23 protein-coding genes and 2 pseudogenes are annotated in these 26569 nt (G+C 44.6%); 14 read left to right on the top strand and 11 right to left on the bottom strand.

Annotated features, from left to right (window positions below):
- Positions 1-217: 217 nt before the first annotated feature.
- Together PEB0122_RS01065 and coaBC are read right to left on the bottom strand one after the other, a co-directional pair.
- Positions 218-1522 carry a serine hydrolase domain-containing protein gene (locus PEB0122_RS01065; protein ID WP_075869666.1) on the bottom strand — a complete coding sequence of 435 codons (1305 nt, stop codon included), beginning with the start codon at positions 1520-1522 and terminating at the stop codon, positions 218-220.
- Between the two features lie 162 nt (positions 1523-1684).
- Positions 1685-3061, bottom strand: coding sequence for a bifunctional phosphopantothenoylcysteine decarboxylase/phosphopantothenate--cysteine ligase CoaBC (gene coaBC, locus PEB0122_RS01060; protein WP_075915259.1), 1377 nt, complete (start codon positions 3059-3061; stop codon positions 1685-1687).
- Positions 3062-3342: 281 nt separating this feature from the next.
- Between coaBC and PEB0122_RS01055 the strand changes: the two genes are divergently transcribed.
- Positions 3343-4596: a trypsin-like peptidase domain-containing protein gene (locus tag PEB0122_RS01055; protein ID WP_075869942.1), complete on the top strand. Its 1254-nt coding sequence runs from the start codon at positions 3343-3345 to the stop codon at positions 4594-4596.
- A 250-nt stretch (positions 4597-4846) separates the two neighbouring features.
- On the opposite strand, the gene ubiB is transcribed toward PEB0122_RS01055, so the two are convergent.
- Both ubiB and ubiE read right to left on the bottom strand, forming a co-directional pair.
- On the bottom strand, positions 4847-6427 hold the full coding sequence (ubiB, locus tag PEB0122_RS01050) for a 2-polyprenylphenol 6-hydroxylase (RefSeq protein ID WP_075869668.1): 1581 nt from the start codon (positions 6425-6427) through the stop codon (positions 4847-4849).
- On the bottom strand, positions 6428-7210 hold the full coding sequence (ubiE, locus tag PEB0122_RS01045; protein ID WP_075915258.1) for a bifunctional demethylmenaquinone methyltransferase/2-methoxy-6-polyprenyl-1,4-benzoquinol methylase UbiE: 783 nt from the start codon (positions 7208-7210) through the stop codon (positions 6428-6430).
- Between the two features lie 161 nt (positions 7211-7371).
- Here ubiE and upp point away from each other — a divergent pair, with 161 nt between their 5' ends.
- Positions 7372-7998, top strand: coding sequence for a uracil phosphoribosyltransferase (gene upp, locus PEB0122_RS01040; protein WP_075869670.1), 627 nt, complete (start codon positions 7372-7374; stop codon positions 7996-7998).
- A gap of 646 nt (positions 7999-8644) precedes the next feature.
- Positions 8645-8917: a PepSY domain-containing protein gene (locus PEB0122_RS01035; RefSeq protein ID WP_075869671.1), complete on the top strand. Its 273-nt coding sequence runs from the start codon at positions 8645-8647 to the stop codon at positions 8915-8917.
- Here the strand turns inward: PEB0122_RS01035 and PEB0122_RS01030 are convergent, their stop codons facing one another.
- Positions 8918-9424 (bottom strand): Fur family transcriptional regulator, encoded by a 507-nt coding sequence (locus tag PEB0122_RS01030; protein ID WP_083639759.1) that lies wholly within the window; start codon positions 9422-9424, stop codon positions 8918-8920.
- A 226-nt stretch (positions 9425-9650) separates the two neighbouring features.
- On the opposite strand from PEB0122_RS01030, the gene PEB0122_RS01025 reads away from it, so the two are divergent.
- The 6 genes from PEB0122_RS01025 to PEB0122_RS01000 all read left to right on the top strand — a co-directional run bounded on the left by PEB0122_RS01025 (position 9651) and on the right by PEB0122_RS01000 (position 15507).
- Entirely contained in the window at positions 9651-10505 is an 855-nt protein-coding gene (locus PEB0122_RS01025) for a metal ABC transporter substrate-binding protein (protein WP_225867786.1), read from the top strand.
- A complete protein-coding gene (locus PEB0122_RS01020) occupies positions 10502-11335 on the top strand; it encodes a manganese/iron ABC transporter ATP-binding protein (RefSeq protein WP_075869673.1) in 834 nt (277 codons plus the stop codon). The genes PEB0122_RS01025 and PEB0122_RS01020 overlap by 4 nt, the downstream gene beginning before the upstream one ends.
- A complete protein-coding gene (locus PEB0122_RS01015; RefSeq protein ID WP_075915256.1) occupies positions 11332-12183 on the top strand; it encodes a metal ABC transporter permease in 852 nt (283 codons plus the stop codon). The genes PEB0122_RS01020 and PEB0122_RS01015 overlap by 4 nt, the downstream gene beginning before the upstream one ends.
- Complete coding sequence (locus PEB0122_RS01010; protein WP_075915255.1) at positions 12180-13088, top strand: metal ABC transporter permease; 909 nt, start codon at positions 12180-12182, stop codon at positions 13086-13088. The genes PEB0122_RS01015 and PEB0122_RS01010 overlap by 4 nt, the downstream gene beginning before the upstream one ends.
- Positions 13089-13148: 60 nt before the next feature.
- The gene (locus PEB0122_RS01005; protein ID WP_075915254.1) at positions 13149-13922 is read left to right on the top strand and encodes a glycosyltransferase family 25 protein; all 774 of its coding nucleotides are present in this window, start codon (positions 13149-13151) and stop codon (positions 13920-13922) included.
- Between the two features lie 964 nt (positions 13923-14886).
- A complete protein-coding gene (locus PEB0122_RS01000; protein ID WP_075869677.1) occupies positions 14887-15507 on the top strand; it encodes a L,D-transpeptidase in 621 nt (206 codons plus the stop codon).
- 264 nt (positions 15508-15771) lie between these two features.
- Here the strand turns inward: PEB0122_RS01000 and PEB0122_RS00995 are convergent, their stop codons facing one another.
- On the bottom strand, positions 15772-16155 hold the full coding sequence (locus tag PEB0122_RS00995) for a YbaN family protein (RefSeq protein WP_075869679.1): 384 nt from the start codon (positions 16153-16155) through the stop codon (positions 15772-15774).
- 288 nt (positions 16156-16443) lie between these two features.
- Between PEB0122_RS00995 and PEB0122_RS00990 the strand changes: the two are divergent.
- Positions 16444-16719: pseudogene (locus tag PEB0122_RS00990) on the top strand (septal ring lytic transglycosylase RlpA family protein); the annotation flags it as partial.
- Positions 16720-16770: 51 nt separating this feature from the next.
- Here PEB0122_RS00990 and PEB0122_RS00985 read toward each other — a convergent pair.
- On the bottom strand, positions 16771-17343 hold the full coding sequence (locus PEB0122_RS00985) for an HdeD family acid-resistance protein (protein ID WP_178391766.1): 573 nt from the start codon (positions 17341-17343) through the stop codon (positions 16771-16773).
- Positions 17344-17533: 190 nt separating this feature from the next.
- Here PEB0122_RS00985 and PEB0122_RS00980 point away from each other — a divergent pair, with 190 nt between their 5' ends.
- Positions 17534-18994, top strand: a complete 1461-nt coding sequence (locus tag PEB0122_RS00980) for a phospholipase D-like domain-containing protein (protein ID WP_075915253.1) — start codon at positions 17534-17536, stop codon at positions 18992-18994.
- A 211-nt stretch (positions 18995-19205) separates the two neighbouring features.
- Here PEB0122_RS00980 and PEB0122_RS00975 read toward each other — a convergent pair whose 3' ends face one another.
- Positions 19206-20093 carry an endonuclease/exonuclease/phosphatase family protein gene (locus PEB0122_RS00975; RefSeq protein WP_075915252.1) on the bottom strand — a complete coding sequence of 296 codons (888 nt, stop codon included), beginning with the start codon at positions 20091-20093 and terminating at the stop codon, positions 19206-19208.
- A 293-nt stretch (positions 20094-20386) separates the two neighbouring features.
- Between PEB0122_RS00975 and PEB0122_RS00970 the strand changes: the two are divergent.
- Positions 20387-20677 (top strand): annotated as a pseudogene (locus PEB0122_RS00970) (DUF2794 domain-containing protein); the annotation flags it as partial.
- Positions 20678-20858: 181 nt separating this feature from the next.
- On the opposite strand, the gene PEB0122_RS00965 reads toward PEB0122_RS00970, so the two are convergent.
- The 3 genes from PEB0122_RS00965 to PEB0122_RS00955 form a co-directional block, all read right to left on the bottom strand.
- Positions 20859-21629: a Bax inhibitor-1/YccA family protein gene (locus PEB0122_RS00965; RefSeq protein WP_075869683.1), complete on the bottom strand. Its 771-nt coding sequence runs from the start codon at positions 21627-21629 to the stop codon at positions 20859-20861.
- 165 nt (positions 21630-21794) lie between these two features.
- Positions 21795-24353, bottom strand: coding sequence for an ABC transporter permease (locus PEB0122_RS00960; protein ID WP_075915251.1), 2559 nt, complete (start codon positions 24351-24353; stop codon positions 21795-21797).
- On the bottom strand, positions 24350-25039 hold the full coding sequence (locus PEB0122_RS00955; RefSeq protein WP_075869685.1) for an ABC transporter ATP-binding protein: 690 nt from the start codon (positions 25037-25039) through the stop codon (positions 24350-24352). Before PEB0122_RS00955 ends, PEB0122_RS00960 begins: the two co-directional genes overlap by 4 nt.
- Before the next feature lie 73 nt (positions 25040-25112).
- Here PEB0122_RS00955 and PEB0122_RS00950 point away from each other — a divergent pair, with 73 nt between their 5' ends.
- Together PEB0122_RS00950 and PEB0122_RS00945 are read left to right on the top strand one after the other, a co-directional pair.
- A complete protein-coding gene (locus PEB0122_RS00950) occupies positions 25113-25832 on the top strand; it encodes an arylesterase (RefSeq protein ID WP_083650162.1) in 720 nt (239 codons plus the stop codon).
- Positions 25833-26036: 204 nt separating this feature from the next.
- Positions 26037-26540: an MmcB family DNA repair protein gene (locus tag PEB0122_RS00945; RefSeq protein WP_075869686.1), complete on the top strand. Its 504-nt coding sequence runs from the start codon at positions 26037-26039 to the stop codon at positions 26538-26540.
- Positions 26541-26569 lie beyond the last annotated feature (29 nt).

Below are 26569 nucleotides of genomic sequence, written 5' to 3'. Positions count from 1 at the left end.
CCCTATCTGCTGCAGCGAACAATACCTTTAGGCCTTAAGTTTTAGCCGTCGAAAAATCGCCGGCAATAATGGGGTACGTGAAAAACTTGCCCGAAAGAAAACGGGCTCCTATCCATTGATAGGAGCCCTTTCGAATTTTAGATCACAAATGTAAAGTTGCGATTCCGGCACAGAGACAAATCAAAGTTATCCGCGTTTGGCGGTTTTTTATGACCGTTTATTGATTAAGACTGTTGGAAATTGCATTGAACATCAATGAAGCTTCAAGTGGTTCGGCAGAAAAAGATGGTTCGGCTTTTTCCCATGTCGACCACTGGACAATCACCATATTCTCCTGCTGGTTGACAACCAGCATCTGCCCGTAAATTCCCAAGCCCCACATTGTTTCCGAACTGCTCAGTCCAAGCTTGGGTGAAACGTTTTCCGCAGATTGAGGTACGGCATTGTTCCACCATTCAAACCCGTAACTTCCTTCCGGGTGATTTTTATTAACCGAATTTGTTGCTTTGTTCCATGTGCGCGCATCAACGACCCAATGATCAGGCAGAATCGTTTTGCCGTCGGGAAGGAAACCGTTATAAAGAACAAATTGTCCGAATTTTCCCCAGTCTTCTAATGTTGCATTAAAGCCGTGAGCACCGGTATCGTGCTTACCTTTTTGATAGCTATGCCATACACCGTCACTGACCATACCGTAAGGTTTCCAGATTTTCTCCTGCAAATATTGGGCAAGTGGCATCTTCACAGCTTTTTCCAAAGTGTCGCCCAAAAGCCATGCACCACCTGATGAATATGCCCAAACTTTCCCCGGCTCTGCCTGTTTTACGCGTTTTTTGTTGATTACAAGGTCATGGACACAAGTATAGGCATTGTCCAAAGCTTCACACTGGGTAAGTTTGGCAAAATCGGAATTATCGTCTTCGTAATTTTCATCCCATTTGACCCCTGATGTGTGCTGTAACAATTCCCTTATCGTGATATTTGCCCAGACGGTACCTTTGACGTCAGGATTATAGCGAACGACTTTATCATCAAGAGATTTGATTTTCCCTTCCTTGAGAGCCACACCAACAAGGGTTGAAACGACGGATTTACCGACAGATCGGGATGTCCACAAAGTTTGGGGTGTATTACCGCGGCCATAAAATTCCAACACTACAACACCATTTTTTATCACCATTAATCCGGCGATCTTGTTGCGTGCTACATATTCCTGAAGGTTATAAGAATGGCCGTCGACGGTATAGGAAACACTCGACATATCATGAATTTGTCGCATCAATGGACGAGGTGTTGAGTGCTTGAAGACGTCACCGGGATAGGCGCGATAATCGTTGCGAAAGCCGATCATCCTGTCTTCCATGTTCCATTTCAACATATTTTTGACATCGGGCAATTTTTCATCGACCGGTGTGGGGCATGCTGTAAGTTCTGGCACTCCGCATTGCGAGTTCGCATAAGCATTTGGAAATGCACCAAGCCCCATCAATAGAATGCTTAATCCAAATAATTTCGTTTTCATTCCTGCCAATGTCCTTTTTAACAGCTTTAAAAATATGTAAGTTTTCAATTGCGTATTACTAGTACGCTTCCAATTATCAACGCATTGTGAAAAGATAATTTTGATAGATATTACAAAATGTAAATTTATCGGGATGGACTTATTACCAAAAAGGTTATCCGTTCACGAAAAAAATGTTGCTATTTTTTTGCCAAGTTTTTTAGCAACGTCTTCTTTGTTCATTTCCGGCCACGTTTCGACAGCGTTACGGCTCACACATGAAATCCTGTTATAATCTCCTCCCATAACGCTTTTTCCCTCTTTATCGACAGAAACATCATTGGCCAGAATGAAATCGGCACCTTTTTTATCAAGCTTCTTTTTCGCATTTTCGATGAGATCATTTGTCTCTGCGGCAAAACCGATAACGAGCTTCGGCCGGTTCCGGGCGTGCCCGATAGTGGCAAGAATATCGGGATTTTCGACCATTTCCAATGTCGGGGCAGATTGGCCTGCTTGTTTCTTGATTTTTTGTGCGGCACTTTCAGCACTGCGCCAATCAGCGACAGCTGCAACAAATATAGCGGCGTCGGCAGGCAAGGCGTGTTTTACCGCATCGAGCATCTCTATTGCCGTTTCAACGTGAATGGTTTCAATGCCATCCGGATCGGGAATGCTGACAGGACCGGAAACGAGTGTGACTTGTGCACCAAGATGATGCAGTGCGGCGGCAATTGCATGCCCTTGTTTGCCTGAAGAGCGGTTGGCAAGATAGCGCACAGGATCTATCGGTTCATGGGTCGGTCCCGACGTAACAACAATATGCTTGCCAGAGAGGGGGGTCCCCCCACAATCAAGCATGGATTCGGCCGCAGCAACAATTGCGAGCGGTTCGCTCATACGACCTCGACCGGCTTCTCCGCTTTCGGCCATTTCGCCGCTTTCCGGGCCGATCATTCTGATATCATCGGCTATAAGAGTGCGGATATTGCGTTGTGTAGCCGGATGCTTCCACATTGCCGGATTCATTGCCGGCGCAATAAGAAGCGGGCAATTGGCTGCAAGGAGAATTGCTCCCGCAAGATCATCGGCAATGCCATTTGCCATTTTTGCAATCCGGTCGGCTGTTGCAGGTGCTACAATAATCAAATCGGCAGACCGGGCGAGCCTGATATGGCCAATATCGTGTTCCTCATGGCGTTGAAAGAGATCGGTAAAAACATGGCCGCCTGAAAGGCTGCCCGCGGCAAGCGGCGTTACAAATTCTGTTGCCGCTTTGGTCATTACAACAGTAACCTTGGCGCCTCTTTCCTTGAGGCGGCGGATGAGATCAAGCGCTTTATAAGCGGCAACTCCGCCACTTATAATCAAAAGTATCGACTTTGATTTCAATGATTGCATTTCTTTGACACTGGCTTTTTGCGGAAATATTTCTCCATTGTAGCCTGACATCAATAAAAGTCGTGCTTCTTCTTCCATAGAGCGCTTGTTTTTCGCAGCGTTAAGGCGAAGTTTTTCCTTTGCTTCATCAGGTAAATTGCGAATTGTAATACTGGCCATGGAAAACCTCTCAAGCAATCAAAATATGCAATCAATGAAATCAAAATATCATCCGGTTTAGCCTATTCAAACAATCACGGCAAGTGCATCAACCGGATTTATCTTATTCTTTAACCGTTCTTCATGCGCAACTATTTTTGAATTCATTATGTATCGTTCATTATAATGTAAAAATGATTTTTAAATTTTGGGATGAAACCGTTTATTTGATATTTAAATTTTCAGACTATTTTGTCTCATATAATGATGTAATTGAAGAATTCATCATGTGGAGAGAATATATGCGTTATTTTATTCCAGAGTTGCTTTCATTTTTATTGATATTGACCACATTGAATGAAGCAACATGGGCTGAAACGCCATCTTCTACGGGTAGTGGTTTTGCCGTTACTGATGATGGCTGGATATTGACCAATGCACACGTTGTTAGAGGGTGCCAACGTGTGGAAATCGGCAATACGGGGGATGCTGTAGATCTTCGCATGGATTCCCATGATGATCTTGCCTTGATAAAGGCAGCGGCAGGAGTAAAAACGCAGGCATTGTTTTTAAGGCGTGATGTCATCCGCCTGGGCGAAGATATTATTGCACTCGGTTTTCCACTGGACGGTCTTTTATCGGATTCGATCAAAATGACGACCGGCAATGTCAATGCCCTTTCAGGTGTCGAAAATGATGCGCGTTATTTACAGATATCAACACCTATTCAGCCCGGTAATTCGGGCGGACCAGTCATTGACAGGCATGGTCACGTTATCGGTATAACCACTGCCGGATTATCAAAAAATTTTGCCGATCAAACCGGATTTATTGCACAAAATGTCAACTTTGCGCTGAGAGCAGGCGTTGCGGCACTATTCATAGAAGCGCAAGGTTTAACAGTCTCTTACGCCAATGATGATAAGGGTGCACCTGTTCCTTCAACTGCGGATATTACCGAAAAAGCAACGCCTTCGGTTTATAAGATATTGTGTTACGCCCCGACGCCAACCAATGAGGCCAATCAGACCGTAAACCAGCCATTGCCTCAATCAAATTCGTCTGCCGGCGTGCAGGGCAACGTCAACGTACCACCCGTTAATCAGCCTACCGTAACGTTCATTAATCAAAATAATTACGATGCCATCGGGTTTGATTACCGGTCTGCAAAACATGTGAGTTTCGATAATTGCTTAGAAATGTGCGAAAATGACGGGCGTTGTCAGGCACTGACCTACCACAAACGCCTCCATGCTTGTATGCTGAAATATGATGTTGTTGCCCTTATTCGCAATAAAGACGCCGCTGCAGCCTTTATCTCAAGCAAAAGGAATAGCGTAAAAATAACCGATTTTATGGCTTTGAGTAATAAGGATATCACGGGTGGTGATTACACTTATATCGAAAATACGGATTATTTTTCCTGTTTTATAGGATGTATTGGAGATCAGCGGTGTATAGCTTTTTCATTTATCCCTAGGAAAAAGCAATGTTGGCTTAAAGATCATATGGGAACACCAAGAGCCAAAAAAGGTGTTGAACTCGGCGTTAAATAACAGTTTCCAAATGGTTCTGTATTTAGCTTGATACTGGAATATCGGCCGGGACGCTAGTCATAAGGTGTTATAAAAATATCGCGTAATTTTACCGGTTTGAAACGCAATCAAACCTGAAGACGAGCGTTTATTGATTAAGAAATGCAGAACGTCGGTTATAGCGTTTTGGTGATATTTTGAGCGGCGTGAAACAACACGCCGCCAAAGTTTTTGCAAAAAATGAAGCGTTCGTTGTCGTTCCGACTTTGCGTTAAACAACAAGTTTATAAGTGATAATCACCATGCAAACAGCGATTAGAATGACAGCATATCGGCCAAACCGGTTTTGTTTTCCCTGCATTAGGGCAAATCTTTTCAGCGTATCATCATCAAGATGAAGGCCTTCCTGCGCCATTTTATCGGCACCCTTCTGGATGCGTTCGACGCTTCGGACAAGTTCCGGCGTTCTGCGGGCAAAAGTAAGGAGCGATTGCGCACCTTCGGTCAAATCTTTTGCCATGCCGATGGGCCCTAAATTTTTTGTGATCCACTCTTTTACAACCGGTTCGGCTGCTTTCCACATATTGAAATGGGGATTAAGCGAACGGGAAACGCCCTCCACAACGACCATGGTTTTTTGTAACAGCAATAGTTCCGGCCGTGTTTGCATGTCGAAAAGTTCGGTCACTTCAAAAAGCAGGGTCAACAATTTGGCCATCGAAATTGTTTCAGCCGATTGACCGTGGATCGGTTCGCCTATGGCACGGTTGGCCTGTGCAAAGCTTTCCATATTTTGATGGGGCGGCACATAACCGGCTTCAAAGTGGACGTTTGCTACACGCCGGTAATCGCGGGTAATAAAGCCATATAAAATTTCAGCGAGAAAACGTTTTTCCTGTTTGCCGAGCCTTCCGGTAATGCCCAAATCGACTGCAACGATACATCCATCTTTATCAACAAAAAGATTGCCCGGATGCATATCCGCGTGGAAAAAACCGTCGCGCAATGTGTGTTTCAGGAAGGATTGCATAAGGGTGACAGCAAGTGCATTGAGATCGAAACCGGCGGATTTAAGCCCCTCGATATCCGACATTTTGATGCCGTCGATCCATTCCATCGTCAGAACATCACGTCCTGTGCGCTCCCAATCGACTGCGGGAACACGAAAACCTTTGTCATTTCTTGTATTTTCGGCAATTTCGGAAAGCGCCGCAGCTTCCAGACGCAAATCCATCTCGATTTTCGTCGTCTGTGCAAGCGTGTCGACAACGCTGACCGGCTTCAATCGCCGTGCTGCCGGCACATAGCGTTCCTGCATTTCTGCAGCAAGGTAAAATCCCTCAAGATCTTTGGCAAAACGCCGCCTTACTCCGGGGCGAATAACTTTGACGGCGACTTTACGAAGACTCCCGTCAGGGTTCCGCACGGTTGCGGGGTGAACTTGTGCCATCGAAGCGGCGGCAATTGCCGGACCGAATTCGACAAAAAGATCATCTATTTTGCGGCCGAGCGAACCTTCGATTTGCGCAATAGCCTGTTCATGAGGAAAAGTATCGACGTGGTCCTGGAGGCTCGACAAGTCTTTTGCTACTTCCGATCCGACAATATCGGGACGGGTTGCAAGAAATTGTCCAAGCTTGATATAGGATGGACCAAGCTTGTTCATTGCCCGTGACATATTTTCCGACCGGTTGGTTTTTTTACTTCTTTTTCTGGCAAACCAGCCGGCGAAACGATGGAAAAATGCGAGCGAAGCGGGTAATCCATCGCTTGGGAGTGCGCTTAACACACCTTCTCGTGCCAGAATGAAGCCGACACGCATAAGACGGAAGGATGCGGTAAGTTTTGACATTCAGATTTTCCAGCTGGAATGTATGGCAGCAATGCCACCGGTCAGATTACGGTAGCTCACATGAGAAAAACCGGCTGTCCGTATCATTGCAGCAAAATCTTCCTGCTTGGGAAATTTGCGGATAGATTCGATAAGATAGCGGTAAGACTCTTTATCACCGGCGATCATCTGGCCGACGCGCGGTATGCCCTGAAATGACCATATGTCGTAGAGTTTATCAAGAATCGGCATCTGGACTTCCGAAAATTCCAGACACATAAACCGTCCCCCCGGCTTCAAAACGCGATAGGCTTCCGACAATGCTTTGGCAATGTGGGGAACATTGCGTATGCCGAATGCAATTGTGTAGGCATCGTATGTATTGTCTTCAAAGGGAAGTTTTTCGGCGTTGGCCTCGACAAAATCAAGATAGGGCATGAGGCCGTTTTTCTTTGCCCGTTCGCGCCCGACTTCCAGCATGGAACTGTTGATGTCAAGAACCGTTGCATGGGCATGGCGACCGGAAGCTTCAACAATACGGAAAGCAATGTCACCTGTGCCGCCGGCCACATCAAGAACTTTATAACCGTCAAGATGCGAGGGGTGAAGCCATGCAACAAATGCATCTTTCCACAGGCGGTGCATGCCTACCGACATGACATCATTCATGATATCGTATTTTTTGGCCACAGAATGGAAAACTCCGTTGACCATCGACTGTTTTTCCGATTCGTCGACCTTCTTGAAACCGAATGTTTCTTCCATCCCGCCTTTTGCGCCGACGCGCTCTGTCTCAGCAGTCATATTTGTGACCTTTCAAATTTATCCCGTCTTTTTCTAGCCTAACTTATCCGTTTAGGGAATGGGTTCTGATGAAAAAGTAGGACCAGTCGAGCTTCGCCCTTTTCATTCCACTTCAATGGTTTTATACGACATATAGAATGCTGTAATGAGGAGAAAAGCCCATGGGTTTAACAATTGTTTCCCACCCTCTTGTCCAACACAAATTGACAATGATGCGCCGCAAAGAAACATCGACTGCCGAATTTCGCCAGCTTGTGCGGGAAACAGCATTCTTGCTTGGTTATGAAGTCACCCGCGATCTGGAGCTTGAAACCGTTCACATCGAAACACCGATGGAAGAAATGGAAGCTCCCATGCTCAAGGGCAAAAAGCTCGTTCTTGCCTCGATTTTGAGAGCAGGTGAGGGGCTGCTTTTCGGCATGCTTGATCTTTTGCCGTCTGCACGCGTTTGTCATATAGGCCTTTACCGTGACCATAATACACTTGAAGCGGTCGAATATTATTTCAAAGCACCTGAAGATATTTCAGAGCGATTGGTTATTGTGGTCGATCCTATGCTTGCAACCGGAAATTCGGCTGTCAAAGCCATTGAACAATTGAAAAAACATGGCGCTAAAGAAATACGGTTTGTGTGCATATTAAGTGTTGAACAGGGAATCAAACAGTTGCAAAAGGCTCATCCCGATGTCGATATTTTCACTGCATCGGTTGATCGGGCACTTAATCCCGCGTCCTACATTCTTCCCGGTTTGGGCGATGCAGGCGACCGTATGTTCGGCACAAAATAGTGCCGCTTAATGAAAGAACAAGTACCACAAAAGCCCGGCCGTGTGGGGTATCTCACGTGCAGAACATAAAAAGAGCACAATAAATGTTTGGTTTATGTTCTGTAATATGCGGTTTTCAGGAGCGAACCTCTTTTCTGACAATCTGTGAGGCAGTGTATTCATTTTATATCAAAACGATGAAACCGTTTTTGCTGTAAAAATTCGAGTTAAAGCTTACATTTTGTTTGAATTTCCGGCAAGTTTGATCACACAGAAAAAACCTTTAACGTGTATGAAAACGGCTTTTGACGCACATAGATAAAAAACAACAAGTCTTGATTGTTAGATCCGGTTGTCACGATTCGAGTGGTGATATGCCGGCTTAAATATCGGATTTTCTTTTGTTTTTAAATGCTGCGATGATTATTCAAGGATTATTAATCGGGAAAATTGTTTCCGGCAGCATCATTTGAATACAAAAGCTCTTATTGATTAAACGTTTTTTGCGTTTTTTTGACCGGTAATCGGAAGATTGACAAATAGATTATGACGAGATTTTGCTCTTGTATCGGGTGGAATAAAAACCATATGCGATAAACGGGTACCAAAAGTTATCTGCAATTTCTGGTGGTACAACGGGTCAACAATACGAATGGAGGATTAAGATATGATAATGAACAAAATTCGCATGATTGCACTTGCTGCTGCCACTGCAACTATTGGTTTAGCCGGTTTTTCAAGCTCGTCTTTTGCGGCAGAAAATGCACGTATCAGCTGGTCGGCTTTGACCACAAAACTGGAACAAAGCGGTTTTAAAATTCGCGAGCTTGATGAAAAGCACGAAGGCTGGAAAGCCGAAGTAATTGACAAAAACAATCAACGCCTCAAGCTCTACATCGATCGTCAGGGCAATATAACTCGCCAAAAAGTCGATGATTGATTATCGGGCGTGAACGGCGTCCGATTTCATAACCGGTTTTCCCGAAACATTCGGGATGCCGGTTTTTTTGACAAGATGAATAGCAACATCAATATGGCTTATTTCGAAGCCTTCAGGGGGAAGAGGGAGCTTTTGTACATCCGGTTCATGACCATAAAGGGCAATGACTTTTCCGCTCTCGTAGTGGAAAAAACTGCTATTACGGCAATTGGCAATAAAGAATGATTTTTGTCCGGAAGATGCAACCGGCCTGACCAATCCTGCTTTGGTAAAATGATGCAGGGTGTTATAGATTGTCGCAAGGGAAATATCCTCACCGGAAGAAGCGATATCTTCATAAAGGCGGTTTGCATCTATCAGGCATTTTTCCCTACCAAAGATATATTTTGCAACAATCAATCTTTGACGTGTGACGCGAAGCCCGCAATTTTCCAATATATCATGGATCGGGGTTACGGTTTTTGTGCTCTTGACGACCGGACGGATGTGTCCCGTAAAATCCAACATAAACGCTCCTTGTCAGTCACTGGTTATAAGCAAATATCTAAAAATCGCTGTTTAATTATTGCAAATAGTTTGCAGTTGCAATTAACGATATGATTTGTTACGCAATATAGAAATTGCAAATCATTTGCAATAAGAAAATTAAGTGAGAGGATTTTTGAATATGAAACCTGCTTTTTTACAACAGGTCGGTCTCAAAACATTTGTATCTGCAGTTATAGTTGTTTTGATGAGTCTTTTTTCAGCTGCAAACAGTTTTGCTGCTCAGAAATTCAAGGCTGTAACAACATTTACTGTTATCGCCGATATGGCACAAAATGTTGCGGGAGATGCAGCCGAAGTCCAGTCAATAACCAAACCGGGTGCAGAAATTCATGAATATCAACCGACACCGCAGGACTTGATGCGGGCCCAAGGTGCCAATCTTATTTTGTGGAACGGGTTGAATCTGGAATTATGGTTCGAGAAATTTTTTGACAATATTCATGATGTGCCGGGGGTTGTCGTTTCAACCGGCGTTGATCCTATGAGCATCAACGAGGGGCCATATAATGGCAAACCCAATCCCCATGCATGGATGTCGCCCACATCTGCTTTGATCTATGTCGACAATATCCGCGATGCGTTTGTGAAATATGATCCGGAAAACGCTGAAACTTACAAGCAAAATGCAGAAATTTACAAAGCCAAGATCAGAGCAACGATTGATCCGATCAAGGCAGAACTTTCAGGCTTGCCGGAAGATCGCCGCTGGTTGGTTACGAGTGAAGGTGCGTTCAGCTATCTTGCCCGCGATTTTAATTTGAAAGAACTTTATCTTTGGCCGATCAATGCAGACCAGCAAGGCACACCCCAACAAGTTAAACATGTCATTGATGCCGTGAGAAAATACAACATTCCTGTGGTTTTTTCGGAAAGTACAATTTCGGATGCACCAGCCAAACAGGTTGCTCGTGAAACCGGCGCCAAATATGGCGGTGTGCTCTATGTCGATTCGCTGTCCGAGGCTGACGGCATTGTTCCCACATATATTGATCTTCTGAAAGTAACAAGTTCCACTATTGCCAAGGGACTAGCCCAATGAAGACTGAAGGAATTTCTGCATCACATATCACAGTGACCTACCGTAATGGACATACGGCACTGCGCGATTCAAGTTTTGAAACACCGACAGGTTCTATTACTGCATTGGTTGGAATTAACGGTTCCGGCAAGTCGACCTTATTCAAAGCTATCATGGGATTTGTACGTCTGTCGCGCGGTTCCATCACTGTTTTTGGTATGCCGGTGCGCAATGCATTGAAGAAAAATCTTGTCGCTTATGTTCCTCAATCTGAAGATGTCGATTGGAATTTTCCGGTACTGGTTGAAGATGTTGTCATGATGGGTCGTTATGGCCACATGAATTTTCTGCGCCAGCCAAAAGATGTCGATTATGCAGCCGTGACAGATGCTTTGCAGCGGGTAAATATGCTTCCCTTTCGCAAGCGTCAGATTGGTGAGTTGTCCGGCGGGCAAAAAAAACGCGTTTTTCTGGCCCGCGCTATAGCGCAGGAAGCAAAGGTCATTTTACTTGATGAACCTTTTACCGGCGTTGACATCAAAACAGAAGACCAAATCATTGCCTTGCTTAAAGAAATGCGCAAAAGCGGTGCCGTTATGCTGGTTTCCACGCATAATCTTGGCTCGGTGCCCGAATTTTGCGACCGCACGGTTTTAATAAAGGGCACGGTTTTGGGTTATGGCCCGACGTCCGAAATTTTCACCGAAGAAAACCTCACAAAAACCTTTGGTGGTGCATTAAGACATCAGGTGGTTAGCCCTCAACAAACATTAACCGGAGTTGACGTCGTCAGCGATGATGAAGACCCGCTTGTGCTTTCTCCTTATCAGCAAAAGACGTTGCCACAATGATAGACCAGCTTCTGGAACCTTTTTCTTATGATTTTATGATAAACGCGATGTGGGTTTCCGCATTGGTTGGTTGTGTTTGCGCATTTCTTTCGGCATTTTTGATGCTTAAAGGCTGGTCGTTGATTGGCGATGCACTTTCCCATTCGATTGTGCCCGGTGTTGCCGGTGCCTATATGTTGGGCTTACCGTTTTCGTTGGGCGCTTTTTTTTCGGGAGGGCTTGCGGCCACTGCCATACTATTTTTCAACGAGCGAACGAAATTGAAAGAAGACACCATCATAGGCCTCATTTTTTCGTCATTTTTCGCACTCGGGTTGTTTATGAAATCTTTAAAGCCGATGGCTGTGAGCATTGATACAATTGTGCTCGGCAATATTCTGGCGGTAAGCCCGACAGATATCTTCCAGCTCGCAATGATCGGCATCATTTCACTCGTTATACTCTTCATCAAATGGAAAGATATGATGGTGACTTTCTTTGACGAAAATCATGCCCGTTCAATTGGTATAAACACCAAAGGATTGAAAATCCTGTTTTTTGCCCTGCTTGCGGCTTCAACAGTTGCAGCCATGCAAACGGTAGGAGCCTTTCTGGTCATCAGTCTTGTTGTTACTCCGGGAGCGACCGCTTATTTGATAACCGACCGTTTTCAACGTTTGATTGTTCTTTCGGTTGTGATCGGCATTCTCACGAGCATTGTCGGCGTTTATTCAAGTTACCTTATTCATGCTCAAACCGGGGGCGTCATTGTATTGCTGCAAGCACTGCTATTTGCTTTGAGTTTTTTCTTTGCCCCCAAACACGGTTTTATCGCGGCCCGCCTGCGCGCGAAGAAAGTTCAATCATGATGGATACGCTTCTATTTCCCTTCCAATTTCCTTTCATGATCAGGGGAATGCTGATTACGATGACCGTTGCAGTGCCGATGGCAATGCTGTCCTGCTTTCTGGTTTTGAAAGGATGGTCCCTTTTAGGGGATGCTATTTCCCACGCTGTTTTTCCGGGTGTCGTTGCGGGCTATATGATGACACCGCTCACGATGTTTGTTCTGGGACTTATACCTTTTATTAGTGCGGAAGCCATCAATCGGTCCGATGTTACCATGGCAATGATGGCCTTCGGTGCATTTCTTGCTGGCATGGTTTGTGCGGTTCTCACCGGCTTTTTGTGGGCAAACAGCCGTATCAAGCAAGACACAGTGATGGGAGTGGTGTTTTCTTCAATGTTCGGTTTGGGATTGGTTATGGCAACCAGCATTGAAAGCGAGCTTCATCTCAATCACATTCTGTTCGGCCATTTGTTAGGTGTAAATTGGCTTGATATTTCCGAGACTTTCATCATCTCGTTTTTGGTAGCCGTTACCCTTGGTGCAAAATGGCGTGATTTCCTGCTTTTCACGTTTGATCCCATTCAGGCTAAAGCTGTGGGTCTTAATGTCCGTTTTTTGCATTATGCCTTGCTTACAATGATTTCCCTGACAATCGTTGCAGCATTGAAAGCTGTGGGGATAATTTTGGCTATTTCTTTGCTTATCGCGCCCGGTGCCATTGCCTATCTCGTAACAAAGCGTTTTTCGTTCATGATTTCGATAGCTGTTGTAATTGCGGTTTTCAGCAGCCTTTTCGGCGTTTATGCAAGTGCGTTTCTCGGTTCCGATGCTGCGTCGACAATTGTGCTGATCATGACCCTTCTCTTTATCGTTACGTTTCTTTTTATATCAATTACAGCGCGCATTCGCTCATCGGCAGCTTGAGTATTGTCCCCGTTTAATGTTAGAAGCTTAAGCCTAATTTGTCACTGAGGCTTAAGCTCCATGAAACGTTATGTGATTAATCTTGATCGCTCCGAAGAGAGGTTAATTCATATAAAAAGCATATTTACCAAACAAGGTCTCGGTTTTACCCGGGTCAAAGCCGTTGACGGACATTCTTTGTCTGAAGAGCAATTCGACAAGCTGACGCGTATTCGCAAGTGGCCTAAAAAAATCACGAGAGCCGAAGTTGGCTGTTTTCTCAGTCATCTTGAATGCTGGCGGTTGATTGCTGAAGGCGATGAACCCTATGGGGCGGTATTCGAAGACGATATAAAACTTTCCACCCATGCTCATCAGTTTTTGAAAAATGCGGATTGGGTGCCTGAAGGGTGTGATATCGTTAAGCTGGATACTGCCCAAATCGTTTGTGTTTTAAAAAAATTCGATACTGAACTTGCTGACAATTATAAACTTGGACGGCTGGTGACCAAACATTATTGTTCCGGCGGCTACATTATATCCAAAGCTTGTGCCAGACGACTATATGATGAAGTCAAACTTGTTACTGCACCGATTGATGAAATTATGTACAATCCGGAATGCGGAGTTTTCGGGTCACTTAATATCGAACAAATTTTTCCGGCGATTGTCGTCCAGATCGGACTTACCAGCACCATTCTTTTGGAACGAAAAAAAGCCAAAACTATCAAACCGGATCGTCAATTTCTACAAAAAGTATGTCGCGAACTAAATCGTTTTAAAAAACGTTATCTGAAACCTTGGTTTTTAAAGACATTTTTCCACTATTATTGGGGCGTTGTGCCCTTTCGCTAACCGTAACCGTTTGAAAACAAACGGCTTTCTATATGCATAACAGCTATGCATAATTGTGGGTTGTTGTTCGGCGGCTGATGCAATATTTTACCTCTTGCTGGATTACTCCTCCTCCCAAATCCAGCAAGTTGAATGCAGCACCTCCTCCTCCCATAGCTGCATTCGGAATCAAAGGCTGCGCATCTCCTCCCGCGCGGCCTTTTTCTTTTCCGGTATTTTTATTTGTTTTGGACTTGGTTTTATTTGTTTTGCCCTTGATTTTAGTAGTTTTGATTGTCTATCCCGATCAACCTTATCCATTCATCAAATCATATCCGATAAAATAATCGCCAAATTACCTGATCAACCTGAAATTATTTTGCTCCGTCGAGCATTTCAAAATCAGGTGGCTTGAAGATGTTCAAGCAAAGAACCTTTCGTTTTCCGGCATTAAAAAGGCTCATTCTTCCTCTATCTGTTAAGGCTCATTCTTCCTCTATCTGTTAAGAATGTTAATTTACTTCGGTGTTGCGACAAAGTAAAAAATACGGTTTGAAAATCACAAAATCGAGATCATCATAACAATATTATATTTTATGCGTTTTCTCTCTATCGCAATATTATTGTATTTATGAAAATTAGTAATGAAATTATCAACGTGTAATTGAATTTTTAAATCTATCCCAAGTAAATTCCTTTATTTTTCGAAAAAAATATTCATCCGAAAAATATTTCATGAATGACCTTCGTTGCTTTTGCAACTTCGAAGTTTCTCGTTCATCTTTTCTAGACAACTCGAAAGACCAGTCTGTTTTGGTCGCGTTTGAAGAAAAAACGGGGTAAAATTTTTCAACCAAACAGTTTTTTCTATCAAAATTACGCAAACTGTATAAGGTTAATAGCCTATTAACAATCGCGGATTTAATTGAGTGACACGAATACGATTCGTGTCTGCTGATTTGGCCTATTGATTAAAGAGGGGAATATGCGCGTAAAATTTGTTTTGTTAGCTGCCGGACTGCTCGCCAGCGCAACGCTTGCCGGTTGTACAACAACAGGAGGCTCGTCATCAACGCTTGCGGCCTATTCTCAGGTCAATGATGGTGGTTTTGTTATACCCGCAATCAAAGCAAACGAGATCAAGCCGGAGTTTCGCCGCCAGATTGTCGGCTATCCCAGTGATGAGAAACCCGGCACAATTATCATCGATACCGGAGCCAAATATCTTTATTATATCATGCCGGATGGCAAGGCCATGCGTTATGGCATCGGCGTAGGGCGTGATGGTTTCCGCTGGACGGGTAACGCTACAATCGGGCGCAAGGCAGAATGGCCTAACTGGGTACCGCCACAGCGTATGTTGGTACGTCAACCTGAATTGAAAGAGTTTGCCGGTGGAATGAAACCGGGCTTGCAAAATCCGCTTGGTGCTCGGGCACTCTATCTCTATAAAGATGGTAAAGACAGTATGTTCAGGCTGCATGGCACACCTGAATGGTGGTCAATTGGCACCAATGTTTCATCCGGCTGCATCCGTCTTATCAATCAAGATATTATAGACCTCTATAACCGCACGGAAATTGGTGCAAAGGTGATTGTAAAATAGCCCGAAGCCGGTTGTAAAATAATTGGCGTCGAATGTTATCTCTGTTTAAAGCGCGGGTTCTTCCGCGCTTTTTTATTTGTTGATTTGATAGTTGTTTTTATGAAAAATCGGAAAATAAGGCTCATTGGGAAGTTCACGAAAGAAGCTCGAATTTTCTTTGACAAAAGCGGAACGAATGAAAATTATTTTCATTGTAGAGCCGTCATTCCGGTTCTCAAGACCGGTGACAAGATTCATGTCCTGAAACCGTAAGCGGCCAAAACGTTAGCGGGACGGTCGCGTCAAAATATAGATAGAAATTAAAATTAATACGGCAATTGTTATCAATGCCAACCATAAAACCGGTTGGGCAATGAGCAAGAACGAACAAAAACCGACAGCCATTCCGCCAACAGCAAGGAATTTGATAAAAGGTGATATGACCCCTTGTTCTTCCCATTGTTTGATCGGGGGGCCGAAAACCTTGTGGTTATGAAGCCAATTATGAAAACGCGGAGATGACCTTGCGAAACACCACGACGCAACAAGCAAAAATGGCACTGTCGGCATAATAGGTAGAACGGCGCCAACAATCCCCAAAACAATCATAAGACAACCGATCACCAGATAGATAATGCGTAACGGCGTCGGTGTGTTGGATTCTTTCATCTTTCGTCCATGCTTATTAAAAACGCAGGGTTGCATAGAAAATTGACCCAAAATAGGTCAACTAATTGATAATAATTGCAAAAATGCCTTTTCACGGCCATGTGAACGACACAACCATAGGTTATATCCTCATTTCGCTTAATCCCCGAAACTCCAACCAGTTAGCAGGATATGTGTTTTTTAGCCGATAAAATAAGACTTCTACCGTTCTTGGCAGCAATCTTTGTTGTCAGTTTTATCAATCTTGGTCAAGCCAGTGTACACCATGGCAATGTCAGTCATGGTAACCAGTGCGGCGGTGCATCATGGTATGCATTGCACTCGAAAACGGCCTCTGGTGAAAAGATGAATCCTTTCGGTATGACAGCAGCGCATAAGACATTACCGCTTGGAAGCAAAATTCGCGTGACCAATAAATTCAATGGAAAATCGATTATCGTACGTATTAATGATCGCGGGCCGTTTATTGCCGGTCGTATACTCGATTTGTCCAAAGGTGCAGCCGCCGAGCTTGGCTTCGTGCAACACGGACTAACAAATGTTTGTTATGAACGGTTAAGCTGAGATAAAAGTTAAAAAAGGGGAAGAATATTCTTCCCCTTTTTTATTCAAACTTTATAGGCCCGAATTTTTAAGCGAATGTAACCCGATTGCAAAACCGATCCATCCCCATCCTTGAAAGATCAGATCAATCGACAGGAACAATCCCAAAACCCATAGCGTATTGGCAGGCCAGCCGGTCGTAATAATAAGGCCGGCAATAGCGGTAATGATACCTGCAGCAATAATCCATCCATGACCTTTAAGTTCGCGGCTCTGAAAACCGATAACCACACGGATAACGCCGGCAACGACCAGCAAAAATCCGAGCAGGAAAGTGAAGACAGCCGCTGCCAGAACCGGTTGAACAAGGCAGACAATGCCACCGAATGTATAAAGAATACCGGCTAACAACCAGTAGAAAAAACGGCCCCAACTTTTAACGCCGAAAGCGTGGATGATCTGCACGATACCACCCACAAGCATCATAATGCCGATATAAATAGCAACGGCTTCCGTTGCAAAAGGTAATGTGAAAGCGGCAATAATACCGACAACAAGAAGGATGATTCCAAGAACCAAAAACCAGCCCCATTTCGCCGATAGCTCGTGTGCACCTTCCAACGGATTCCAATTATTTGAACTCACGACGGTTTTCCTTTTCAAAATGACTGTTCCAGAACATTACGTTTTATGGCATTGCTTTTTCATGCCGGCAATACCATTTTCGCGCCACCTTTATCATAGAATATAAGAAAGAAGTAACATAGAAATAAAGAAGGTTAATCATTGTAGCGGTTATCAACGTCTGTGAAGACCAACGAAAGCAAAGTAACCAATGGATGTGTTTATTGAAAATTATTGGCCGCATATCCTAGCCGTATTATCGTTTTTTCTGGGGCTTGGGGCAGCAATCCACGCCACCATGACAAAACAGGAGGTTCGTACCGCTATAGGATGGGTTGGTGTTATTATGCTCTCGCCCATTATCGGAGCCTTAATCTATGGTATTTTCGGTATCAACCGGATGCATGACAACGTTGTCTATAAACGTCATCGTCATGCCGGTGGAAAAGGGCGTGCGCGTGCCGAAAATTATGATTGTTCGGATAGCTATATTCTGGAAAGATTTGGCCGTCTTGCCCTGCCGATGAAAAAACTCGGCGATAATGTGAGTCTCGGCCGCATGACACATGGCAATCACCTGACGGTGCTTGATAATGGCGACGAAGCTTACAGTGCGATGTTAAAGGCAATCGGTACGGCGAAGCGTTCGTTAATTCTTGAATGCTATATTTTTGACCGCGATAGTATGGGAGAACTTTTTGTTGCTGCTTTAGCGGACGCGGTGCGTCGCGGTGTCGAGGTGCGTGTCCTGATTGATGCGGTAGGTGCCCGCTATTCGATACCGTCTATCGTGCGTGATTTGCGGCGCGAGAACGTTCCTGTAGCTGTTTTTAACGGCAATATCATAATCGGTTTGCGGCTGCCTTACGCCAATTTGCGCACCCACAGAAAAATTCTTGTTGTTGACGGGAGTGTTGCTTTTACCGGAGGGATGAATATACGTGCCGGTTTTTCCCAAACATTCAGCGGTGAAAAAACCGCGGATGACACACATTTTCGAGTCGAGGGGCCTGCTGTGGCCGATATTTTTTCGGTAGCAGCCAATGACTGGGCTTTTGCGAAGGGCGAAAATCTCGATACAAAAATCTGGTCTATTCCTGCAATCACGGACAATTCCGATGAAGGGGTGTGTATACGTGTGGTACCAACCGGTCCGGATCGGTTGATTGAAACAAACCAGCATATGTTGATCGGGGCATTCTCGCTTGCCGAACGACATATCCGCATCATGACACCTTATCTCTTGCCTGATCGGGAGTTGATAAGTGCGCTGGTTACAGCGGCCCGTCGGGGTGTCGAAGTTGATATTGTTGTACCGGGAAATAACAATCTGAAACTTGTCGATTGTGCCATGCGCGCGCAATTTGACCAATTGTTGCGTGACGGATGCCGCATATGGCGTGCAGAAGGACCATTCAACCATTCCAAACTCATGGAGATTGATGATCGCTGGAGTTATATCGGCTCGTCAAATCTCGACTCGCGCTCGTTAAGACTGAATTTCGAAATTGATATGGAAATATTCGACGAGTCGCTTGCCTGTTATCTTTCACAAAAAATCAGTCACGAACGGGAAAATGCGCATGAGGTCAGAATGGAAGATCTTTTAAAACGACCGTTTCTTTCGCGTTTGATCGACAAAATGATCTGGTTGGGTTCGCCCTATCTTTGAAGCGTTTCATCGTCTTCGAAAAAATTGGTAAGATTTTTTGCGTGCAAATACGATGTATAACCGGCTGGAGTTACCAGCTTCTTCCATCTAAACAGCAATCCGAAGTATAAATTTGAAAACCGGATTTCTTTCGTGTTTTCAAATCCTTCAGCGTTGGTCGATCACCCTTTATTTCACGCGCGACACGGTTTATCGAATCTTATCAATCAGCTTATTTCAAGCGGTTGATCGCTCCGGTTTTTGTGCGTTCTTTCAGCAATTTGGTAGCGCCTTCAAGGTCGATCTCCGCCTTGATAGGCAGATGATCGGAAGCAAGCCGTGCAAGTGGTGAGTTATGAATTTCTATGTTGGAAACAAGCTCGTGCGGATAGGCAAAAACACGGTCTAGTGCCAGAACAGGGAAACGGGAGGGAAAACTTGGCAATGTGCCGAGTCTTAAATCAAAGAACGGAGAAAGACTTTTAAGGGAGGATGTCCTGCCAAGTCGCCATTCATTCAGATCACCGATCATAATTGTCGGCATGATTTCACGTTTTTCCAGAATAGACAGAATAAGTTTTGCCTGCTGAATCCTCGAATGATGCAACAGTCCGAAATGGGCTGCAACAATGCGGATAAGCCCGAGCGGCATATCCAGCTCGACAATGAGTGCACCGCGCGGTTCAACACCGGGCAGATTGAGCTGAACGATATCTTTGACTTTGCCATTACGGATGAAAAGTGCATTGCCATGCCAGCCAAGTCCACGTGGAGACATGGTATTGATCGGAACGCGTTCCAATCCGGTTTCCGATTTCAAAAGTTCCGGATCAAGCAAGCCTATTCTTTCGCCAAAACGCTTGTCGGCTTCCTGAAATGCCATAATATCGGGATCAAGTTCCGCAACGACATGTACAATTCGTGCGGGATCGAAAACATTGTCGACACCAACACATTTATGAATATTGTAAGAGCCGACGACCATATCATAAGTGTCGCAATCGGCATCTTTCGGACGGTGTCCATGACGGTTCCGGACAGCTTGCAACAACCTTGTCTGAAGGGCTTTTTGACTTAATTGGCTTGGCCAATGGAATTTTTTATTTTTGAGGATGTCCATGATTTTTTCTGAAAGCAGAGTTGCCCCGCTCGAAAGCTTTAACCATAATATGAAGTGCCAGCTTTAAAACTACAAGATTTGTCGCTCTAAATTGAAAACTATTACCATCTATTTTTTCACTGGAATATGATAAAAGATTTAATTATTGCAAGAAAAATTGTCTACACCATTTAAAATGGGACAATAATATCCGTAAATGTTGGAAGATTAGCACCATGGCTGATATGAGCGACGATGAAGCAATAATAATCGAAGCTTTTTCACAAAACGGTTCCAGGAAACATATAGGGCCTGTTGCCTTTAACCGGATTGAACTGAACGCGATTTTGCGGGTTTATGGACAAATGGTCGCTGCCGGCGAATGGCGTGATTATGCGATTGACCATCTTGATGACAGAGCCGTGTTTTCCATATTTCGCCGCACTGCGGAAATACCGCTTTACCGTGTCGAAAAAAATCCGAAATTGGCGAGCCGCCAGGGTGCTTATAGCGTCATTGCTGCAAGCGGGTTGATCTTGAAACGTGGTAAAGAACTTCGCAATGTTCTGAAAGTGTTTGATAAAAAACTATTCAAGATTGTTTGATCCTATCCATTGGATTTGCTTCTTTGAAAAAGCAGCGGAAAGCTGTTGCATTTATCGGTTAAATTCTATCGGAAAACCGTGCACATAATCGGGTAAGCAAATTCCAACACCTTTAAAAATGGCCTAAAAAACCCCGTCTTCAAAAAAGGCGGGGTTTAAAAATCGTTTTATATTCGAATTTTTAGGAGTTGCGATTCTGACCGAGGAATTGCAACAAGAAAACGAACATATTGATGAAGTCGAGATAGAGTGTCAAAGCACCCATCACAACCTTGCGGCCACGTGTTTCTTCAGCATCGCCTTCATAATACATAACCTTGATTGTCTGTGTGTCATAAGCGGTAAGACCGGCAAAAATAAGAACACCAATAATCGAGATTGCAAATTGCAGCGCATTCGAGCCAAGGAACAAATTGACAACCATGGCAAGCAGAAGACCAATCAACCCCATAAAGAGGAAAGACCCCATGCCTGTCAGATCGCGTCTTGTTGTGTAACCATAGAGTGAAAGGGCACCGAAAGAAGCCGCAGTGATAAAGAATGTCTGCGTAATGCTTGCAGGTGTGTAGCGCAAAATGATTGACGAAAGCGACAAACCGACAAGTGCTGCATAGACAAAAAACAATGCGCGCGCCGAACTTGTGCTCAACGACTCGATTTTGAAGCTTAGAAAGAAAACTGCAATGAGCGGGGCAAACATCACAACATACGCAAACGGTGACGTATAAAAGGTAACACCGAATGATGTCAGATGGACGCCATTGGGTAACATATAAGGTGTCGGATCGCTCGTTGTTGCAAGTGAAGCAATAGCAAACGCTGCGATACCTGTTATAACAAGCCCGATTGCCATCGCGTTGTAGACGCCTAGCATATAACTGCGCAGTCCTTGGTCAATGGAAGCATCGGCCTGAGTGACTGTCGTCGGGCGAAAGTTTCTGAAATCAGCCATATAAATAATCCTTTAGCTTGTGTTCCGGACGGTGTCGGTAAATGGCTGGAAAAGCTGTTTTCCCCCACTTGAAATCCGGGCGCCGCTGGCGGAACCCCAGCATGCCTAACCGATATTATGGGCATTAATTTGATAAATTACAAGTCTTTCATTGTTTTCAACACATTACAATTCTTTAAGAAAACGCGATGGTTTTTCACTCAAAATGTGCCAGGTTCCGATAAGACCGAAACCGATTGTCAGGATAAGAGCGACAAGGACAACCATGACACCCGAGCCGAAGAAAAAATGGGTATTGGTTATCTCCATTTTATAATGGCCGATCGTTGAACCGGCTATCGTTCCGGCAATAAATGCAAAAATCGCCGTTGCAAGTCCGAGAATTGTATATTCGGCAAGATAGGCCTTGAGGAGCATTTTGCGGGTTGCACCCAAGGTTTTCAAGATTACTGCATCATGAATACGCGAACGGTTGGTCGAAGAAAGTGTGCCGACGAGGACAAGAATTGCAGCAAGAATTGCGATCGCAGATGAAGCACGGATTGCAGTACCAATTTCATCAACGATTTTTCTCGCGTCATAAAGAACCTGACGAACAGGTACAACCGTAATCGAAGGGAAACGATTTGCAATGTCACGCATCAATGCCGCTTCATTGAGGGCATGGTTATTGCCCGCTTTGAAAGTTGCAAGATAAACATGTGGTGCAGCTTGTAAGGCTTGTGGCGAAAAAATCATTACGAAGTTCATATTGAATGAATCCCAATCGACATCTCGAAGACTGGTGATGCGCGCGGTTATTTCCCGCCCCGACACATTGACAGTAATGGTATCGTCAAGTTTCAAAAACAGTCCCATTGCTTCCCTTTTGGAAACAGAAACCTCGATTGCATCACTTCTGTCATTTTTCCACCATTTGCCTTCGGAAAGCACAGTGTTTTCCGGCATAGCTGCCGAATAGGTAATATTCCGGTCACCCCGCAACACCCATTCACTGTCTTCTTTTACATGTCTGTTCTTTACCGGTTCACCGTTTATTTTTGTGATACGGGCGCGCAATGTCGGCATGATCTTGAAGCTTCCCGACGGATCTTGCTTATGCAGAAAGCTGGAAAAATCGTCTGCATCACTTTTCAGAATATCCATAAAGAAGAAATCAGGAGCCTTTTCGGGAACCGAACCGGATAGCTCGGATCTCAAATTGCTGTCGATTGTGGAAAGCGTAACAAGCAGTGTCAGACCCAGCCCGAGTGCCAGAACAACCGAAGGGGTAATGGATTGTGGCCGATAAATATTGGCTATTGCAACGCGCAAAATGGTTGAATGGACATGGGCGCATTTGCGCGCGAGAAAAATAATTGTCGAGGAAACCGCTCTTAAAACCAGGAAGACAATAATGACTGCGATGATAAATATGAAAGCAAGTCTTTTGTCCGATGCGGTCGAAATCGCAAGAATTGCAGTTATGAGAAGTAATATTGCTGAAGAGAGCTGCGCAGATTTATCCGACTTTTTGATTGTCGAAACGTCGAAAGGACGAAGAAGCGTCGTTACCGAAATAAAGCGGGCCCTGGATAAAGGCAGTATTGCAAAGGCAGCAACTGTCAATAATGCAAAAATGACTGCAAGGATGAGACTGGCTGGTGAAAAATGTGTGTGCTCGAAAAATGGTAAATAATGGCTGATGACAAAACTTGCCACAAAGGGAATGATTGCCGCGAAAACAAGACCTATCACAATTCCAATGAGTGCGATGAACATGATTTGTGAAAAATAAATTTCTTCAATGAAACGCGAACGCGCACCAAGTGCTTTGAATATGGCTATTACCTTGCGTTTTTTGTCCATATAGGCACTGACAGAATTGGCAATGCCAACGCCTCCGACAACAAGCGCTGTAAGCCCGATAAGAGTAAGAAAACTGGTAAAACGTTCGATGTTTTTTTGCAAAACAGGAGCAGCATCGACGTGGGCGCGGATCGCCCAACCATTTTCCGAAAACTCTTTTTCATGGTTATTCCTAAGGTTTTGCAAGGTGCTATCCGACGGATTATCAAGTTTGATCCGATAAACAAAATTGTGCAAACTTCCGGGAACGATAAGACCCGTTTCACGTAAAGCATCAATTGACATAAAAAGTCGGGGCCCAAGCTGAAAGCCTTCCGACAAGAGGTCAGGTTCTTCCTCGACAACTGCGCGAATTGTAAAGTCGCGATCTCCAATTCTAATTTTGTCACCAATGTGAAGCTGAAGCCGGTCAAGCAAAAGTTTCTGGATTGCGACACCAAAACCACCAGAACCTTTCCCATCTTTTCCGAACAATTCGTTGTTTGTGGCTTGGGGAACGGTTTTTAACTCGCCATAAAGCGGGTATGAGCTGTCGACAGCCTTTATTTCGACCAATGTGCCGTCATTTGTATCGACTCGTCGTGCCATCGAGCGCATAAGAATATTTTCGGAAACTTTTCCATTGGCTTTGAAAAATGCCAATTCTTTTTCATTTGCCTCGCGCTGTGTATGGCTAAAACGTATGTCTGCGGCAAGAATTACCTGCCCCTGATTTTTGATTTCATTGCTAATATTTTTTGAAACACCATCCACCCCGCCAATTGCTGCAACCCCCAATGCAATAAGGCAAAGGAAAATATAAAATCCTTTGAGGCCGCTACGCATTTCTCTCAAACAGAAACGCCATGCCAGACAAAGTTCTTGAAATCTTTTCATGCCTGCATCACGCTTTCATTTTCGATGCAACCGTTTTTCACGTGGATTTGGCGTTCACAACGTGCAGCAAGGCCAAGGTCATGGGTAACAAGCACAGTCGTCAATCCATGTTCTCTGGCACGTTTGAATATGAGGTCGGCAATTGTTTTACCCGTGTCGGCATCAAGATTGCCTGTCGGTTCGTCAGCAACCAATATACGGGGATTGGGGGCGAGTGCGCGGGCAATTGCAACGCGCTGTTGCTCACCACCTGATAATGTTGCAGGATAATGATGAAGTCGTCCGCCAAGCCCGACGCTTTCTAGTTCTTTTTTGGCAATATCAAAAGCATCCTTGTTCCCCGCAAGTTCAAGAGGAACTGCCGCATTTTCCCAAGCCGTCATATTGGGAATAAGTTGGAAGGATTGGAAAACAATGCCGATATTCTGCCCGCGAAAAATCGCTGCTTCATCTTCATTCATCTTGTCGATGCGCGTACCCGCAATGGTTATTTCACCACTATCGATTTTTTCAAGTCCGGCAAGCACCATAAGCAATGTCGATTTGCCGGAGCCGGAGGGGCCCACTATGCCCACGGTTTCACCTTGATTTACCGTAAGTGACAATTCCTTTAAAACGTGAACGCGAGAGCTTCCTTCACCAAGAGTAAGATCAATATTTTTCAGTTTAACCAGTGAACTTGCCACAAATAACTCCTGTTCTTATGCCATAAGCTGATTTAAAATATAATTATACTTCTCGTAAAGGGATTGAGAAATAATGTTGCGATCATTCATTTGCGCATTTATCGGCCTTTCTTTTGGCTGCATTTCGAGTTTACCTCTATTTGCTGAAGAAACCGGGCAAACACAGGAACCGGCACGGGAAGATAGTGAAACAACAGTTCTTGATGATGATTTGACGCCGCCACGTCCATTCCAGATTGTCGGATTTGGCGATAGCCTTATGGCCGGTTACAGGCTCCCCGTCGATAAATCCTTTACCGCCGCCCTTGAAGCCGCCTTGCAGGCAAAAAATTATAATATATCAGTTATCAATGCGGGAGTTTCGGGTGATACAACGACAGGCGGACGCGAACGTCTTGACTGGTCGGTACCCGAACAAACAGGGCTTGTCATTCTGGAACTCGGTGCCAACGACATGTTGCGCGGCATAGACCCGAAAGTTACGGAAGATAATCTTGATTTCATGTTGTCACGCTTGAAAGAGCGCAAAATACCGGTCATACTTGTCGGCATGAAAAGCGCTCCCAACTATGGTAAAGAAAAAGCGCAGCAATTCGAGTCGATCTATCAACGTCTTGCCGACAAATATCATGTAGCCTTCTATCCTTTCTTTCTGGAGGGTGTAGCAGGTCATCAGGATCTGCAGTTGGACGATGGCAAACATCCCAATGAAAAAGGCGTTGCTGTCATTGTTGAAAAAATGCTGCCAATGATCGAAAAAACATTGAATGAATTGGGCGTTCATCACCAATAATGTAGCACTGGTAATTTTGCGCCAATGAACAGGCATGAGTGAACCAACATTCGTAAATTCGATCGCTAAAACCGATTGAGATTAAAGAATTACCGATAAACGTGTTTGCGAAGTGTTGTTTCAAGGCTCGTGTCGATCAACAGTCATGAGGAATGGAAAAACTGCCGGATATGAATTCAAAAGGAACAAGTAAACTTTCTCGTTATGCCGATTATCAATCTTCATAAAGAACATCCATTGGACGACGGGCGTCAATCGGAAAAAGCTCTGATGGTTCGCCACGGCGTTCAAAGACTTTTTTTGCGACTTGGTATTCCTGTTTTAAGCGAGTTGCCGCTTGCCGACGGAAGGCGGGCTGACCTTGTGGGAATTACACGCAAGGGTGAAGTGATTATTGTCGAGATCAAATCTTCTGTAGGAGATTTGAGAGCCGATCACAAATGGCCGGATTACCGGATACATTGCGACCGCCTCTATTTTGCCAGTCACAACGAAGTTCCGATGGAACTTTTTCCTGAAGATTGCGGGTTTATTCTGGCAGATGGTTTTGACGGCTATATTATGCGGGAGGCGCCAGAACACCGTATGTCGGCAGCAACACGCAAAGCCGTTATGTTGCGCTTTTCGAGGGTTGCAGCGCGGAGACTTACGCGCGCTGAACTCGAAGGATTCGACCTTGCCGACGACAATGAAGAGAAAGCCGACTGATTTATTTGGTAACCGGTAATGCCAGCCTT

Origin of the sequence: Ditibartonella apis, from assembly GCF_001952075.1 — a bacterium.
Classification (GTDB): Bacteria; Pseudomonadota; Alphaproteobacteria; order Rhizobiales; family Rhizobiaceae; genus Bartonella; species Bartonella apis.
The sequence above is the reverse complement of the archived record's forward strand: the minus strand, read 5'-3'. Positions and strand labels throughout refer to the sequence as shown.

Bases quoted from the DNA above. Each gene is read 5' to 3' on its own strand.
- PEB0122_RS00975 (WP_075915252.1), bottom strand. From the start codon at position 20,093: ATGGACATCCTCAAAAATAAAAAATTCCATTGGCCAAGCCAATTAAGT.
- PEB0122_RS01005 (WP_075915254.1), top strand. From the start codon at position 13,149: ATGAAACGTTATGTGATTAATCTTGATCGCTCCGAAGAGAGGTTAATT.
- PEB0122_RS01010 (WP_075915255.1), top strand. From the start codon at position 12,180: ATGATGGATACGCTTCTATTTCCCTTCCAATTTCCTTTCATGATCAGG.
- PEB0122_RS00995 (WP_075869679.1), bottom strand. From the start codon at position 16,155: ATGAAAGAATCCAACACACCGACGCCGTTACGCATTATCTATCTGGTG.
- PEB0122_RS00950 (WP_083650162.1), top strand. From the start codon at position 25,113: ATGTTGCGATCATTCATTTGCGCATTTATCGGCCTTTCTTTTGGCTGC.
- PEB0122_RS00965 (WP_075869683.1), bottom strand. From the start codon at position 21,629: ATGGCTGATTTCAGAAACTTTCGCCCGACGACAGTCACTCAGGCCGAT.
- PEB0122_RS01065 (WP_075869666.1), bottom strand. From the start codon at position 1,522: ATGAAAACGAAATTATTTGGATTAAGCATTCTATTGATGGGGCTTGGT.
- PEB0122_RS01055 (WP_075869942.1), top strand. From the start codon at position 3,343: ATGCGTTATTTTATTCCAGAGTTGCTTTCATTTTTATTGATATTGACC.
- PEB0122_RS00960 (WP_075915251.1), bottom strand. From the start codon at position 24,353: ATGAAAAGATTTCAAGAACTTTGTCTGGCATGGCGTTTCTGTTTGAGA.
- PEB0122_RS01030 (WP_083639759.1), bottom strand. From the start codon at position 9,424: ATGTTGGATTTTACGGGACACATCCGTCCGGTCGTCAAGAGCACAAAA.
- PEB0122_RS01035 (WP_075869671.1), top strand. From the start codon at position 8,645: ATGATAATGAACAAAATTCGCATGATTGCACTTGCTGCTGCCACTGCA.
- PEB0122_RS00980 (WP_075915253.1), top strand. From the start codon at position 17,534: ATGGATGTGTTTATTGAAAATTATTGGCCGCATATCCTAGCCGTATTA.
- PEB0122_RS01020 (WP_075869673.1), top strand. From the start codon at position 10,502: ATGAAGACTGAAGGAATTTCTGCATCACATATCACAGTGACCTACCGT.
- PEB0122_RS01000 (WP_075869677.1), top strand. From the start codon at position 14,887: ATGCGCGTAAAATTTGTTTTGTTAGCTGCCGGACTGCTCGCCAGCGCA.
- upp (WP_075869670.1), top strand. From the start codon at position 7,372: ATGGGTTTAACAATTGTTTCCCACCCTCTTGTCCAACACAAATTGACA.
- coaBC (WP_075915259.1), bottom strand. From the start codon at position 3,061: ATGGCCAGTATTACAATTCGCAATTTACCTGATGAAGCAAAGGAAAAA.
- ubiB (WP_075869668.1), bottom strand. From the start codon at position 6,427: ATGTCAAAACTTACCGCATCCTTCCGTCTTATGCGTGTCGGCTTCATT.
- PEB0122_RS00945 (WP_075869686.1), top strand. From the start codon at position 26,037: ATGCCGATTATCAATCTTCATAAAGAACATCCATTGGACGACGGGCGT.
- PEB0122_RS01025 (WP_225867786.1), top strand. From the start codon at position 9,651: ATGAGTCTTTTTTCAGCTGCAAACAGTTTTGCTGCTCAGAAATTCAAG.
- ubiE (WP_075915258.1), bottom strand. From the start codon at position 7,210: ATGACTGCTGAGACAGAGCGCGTCGGCGCAAAAGGCGGGATGGAAGAA.
- PEB0122_RS01015 (WP_075915256.1), top strand. From the start codon at position 11,332: ATGATAGACCAGCTTCTGGAACCTTTTTCTTATGATTTTATGATAAAC.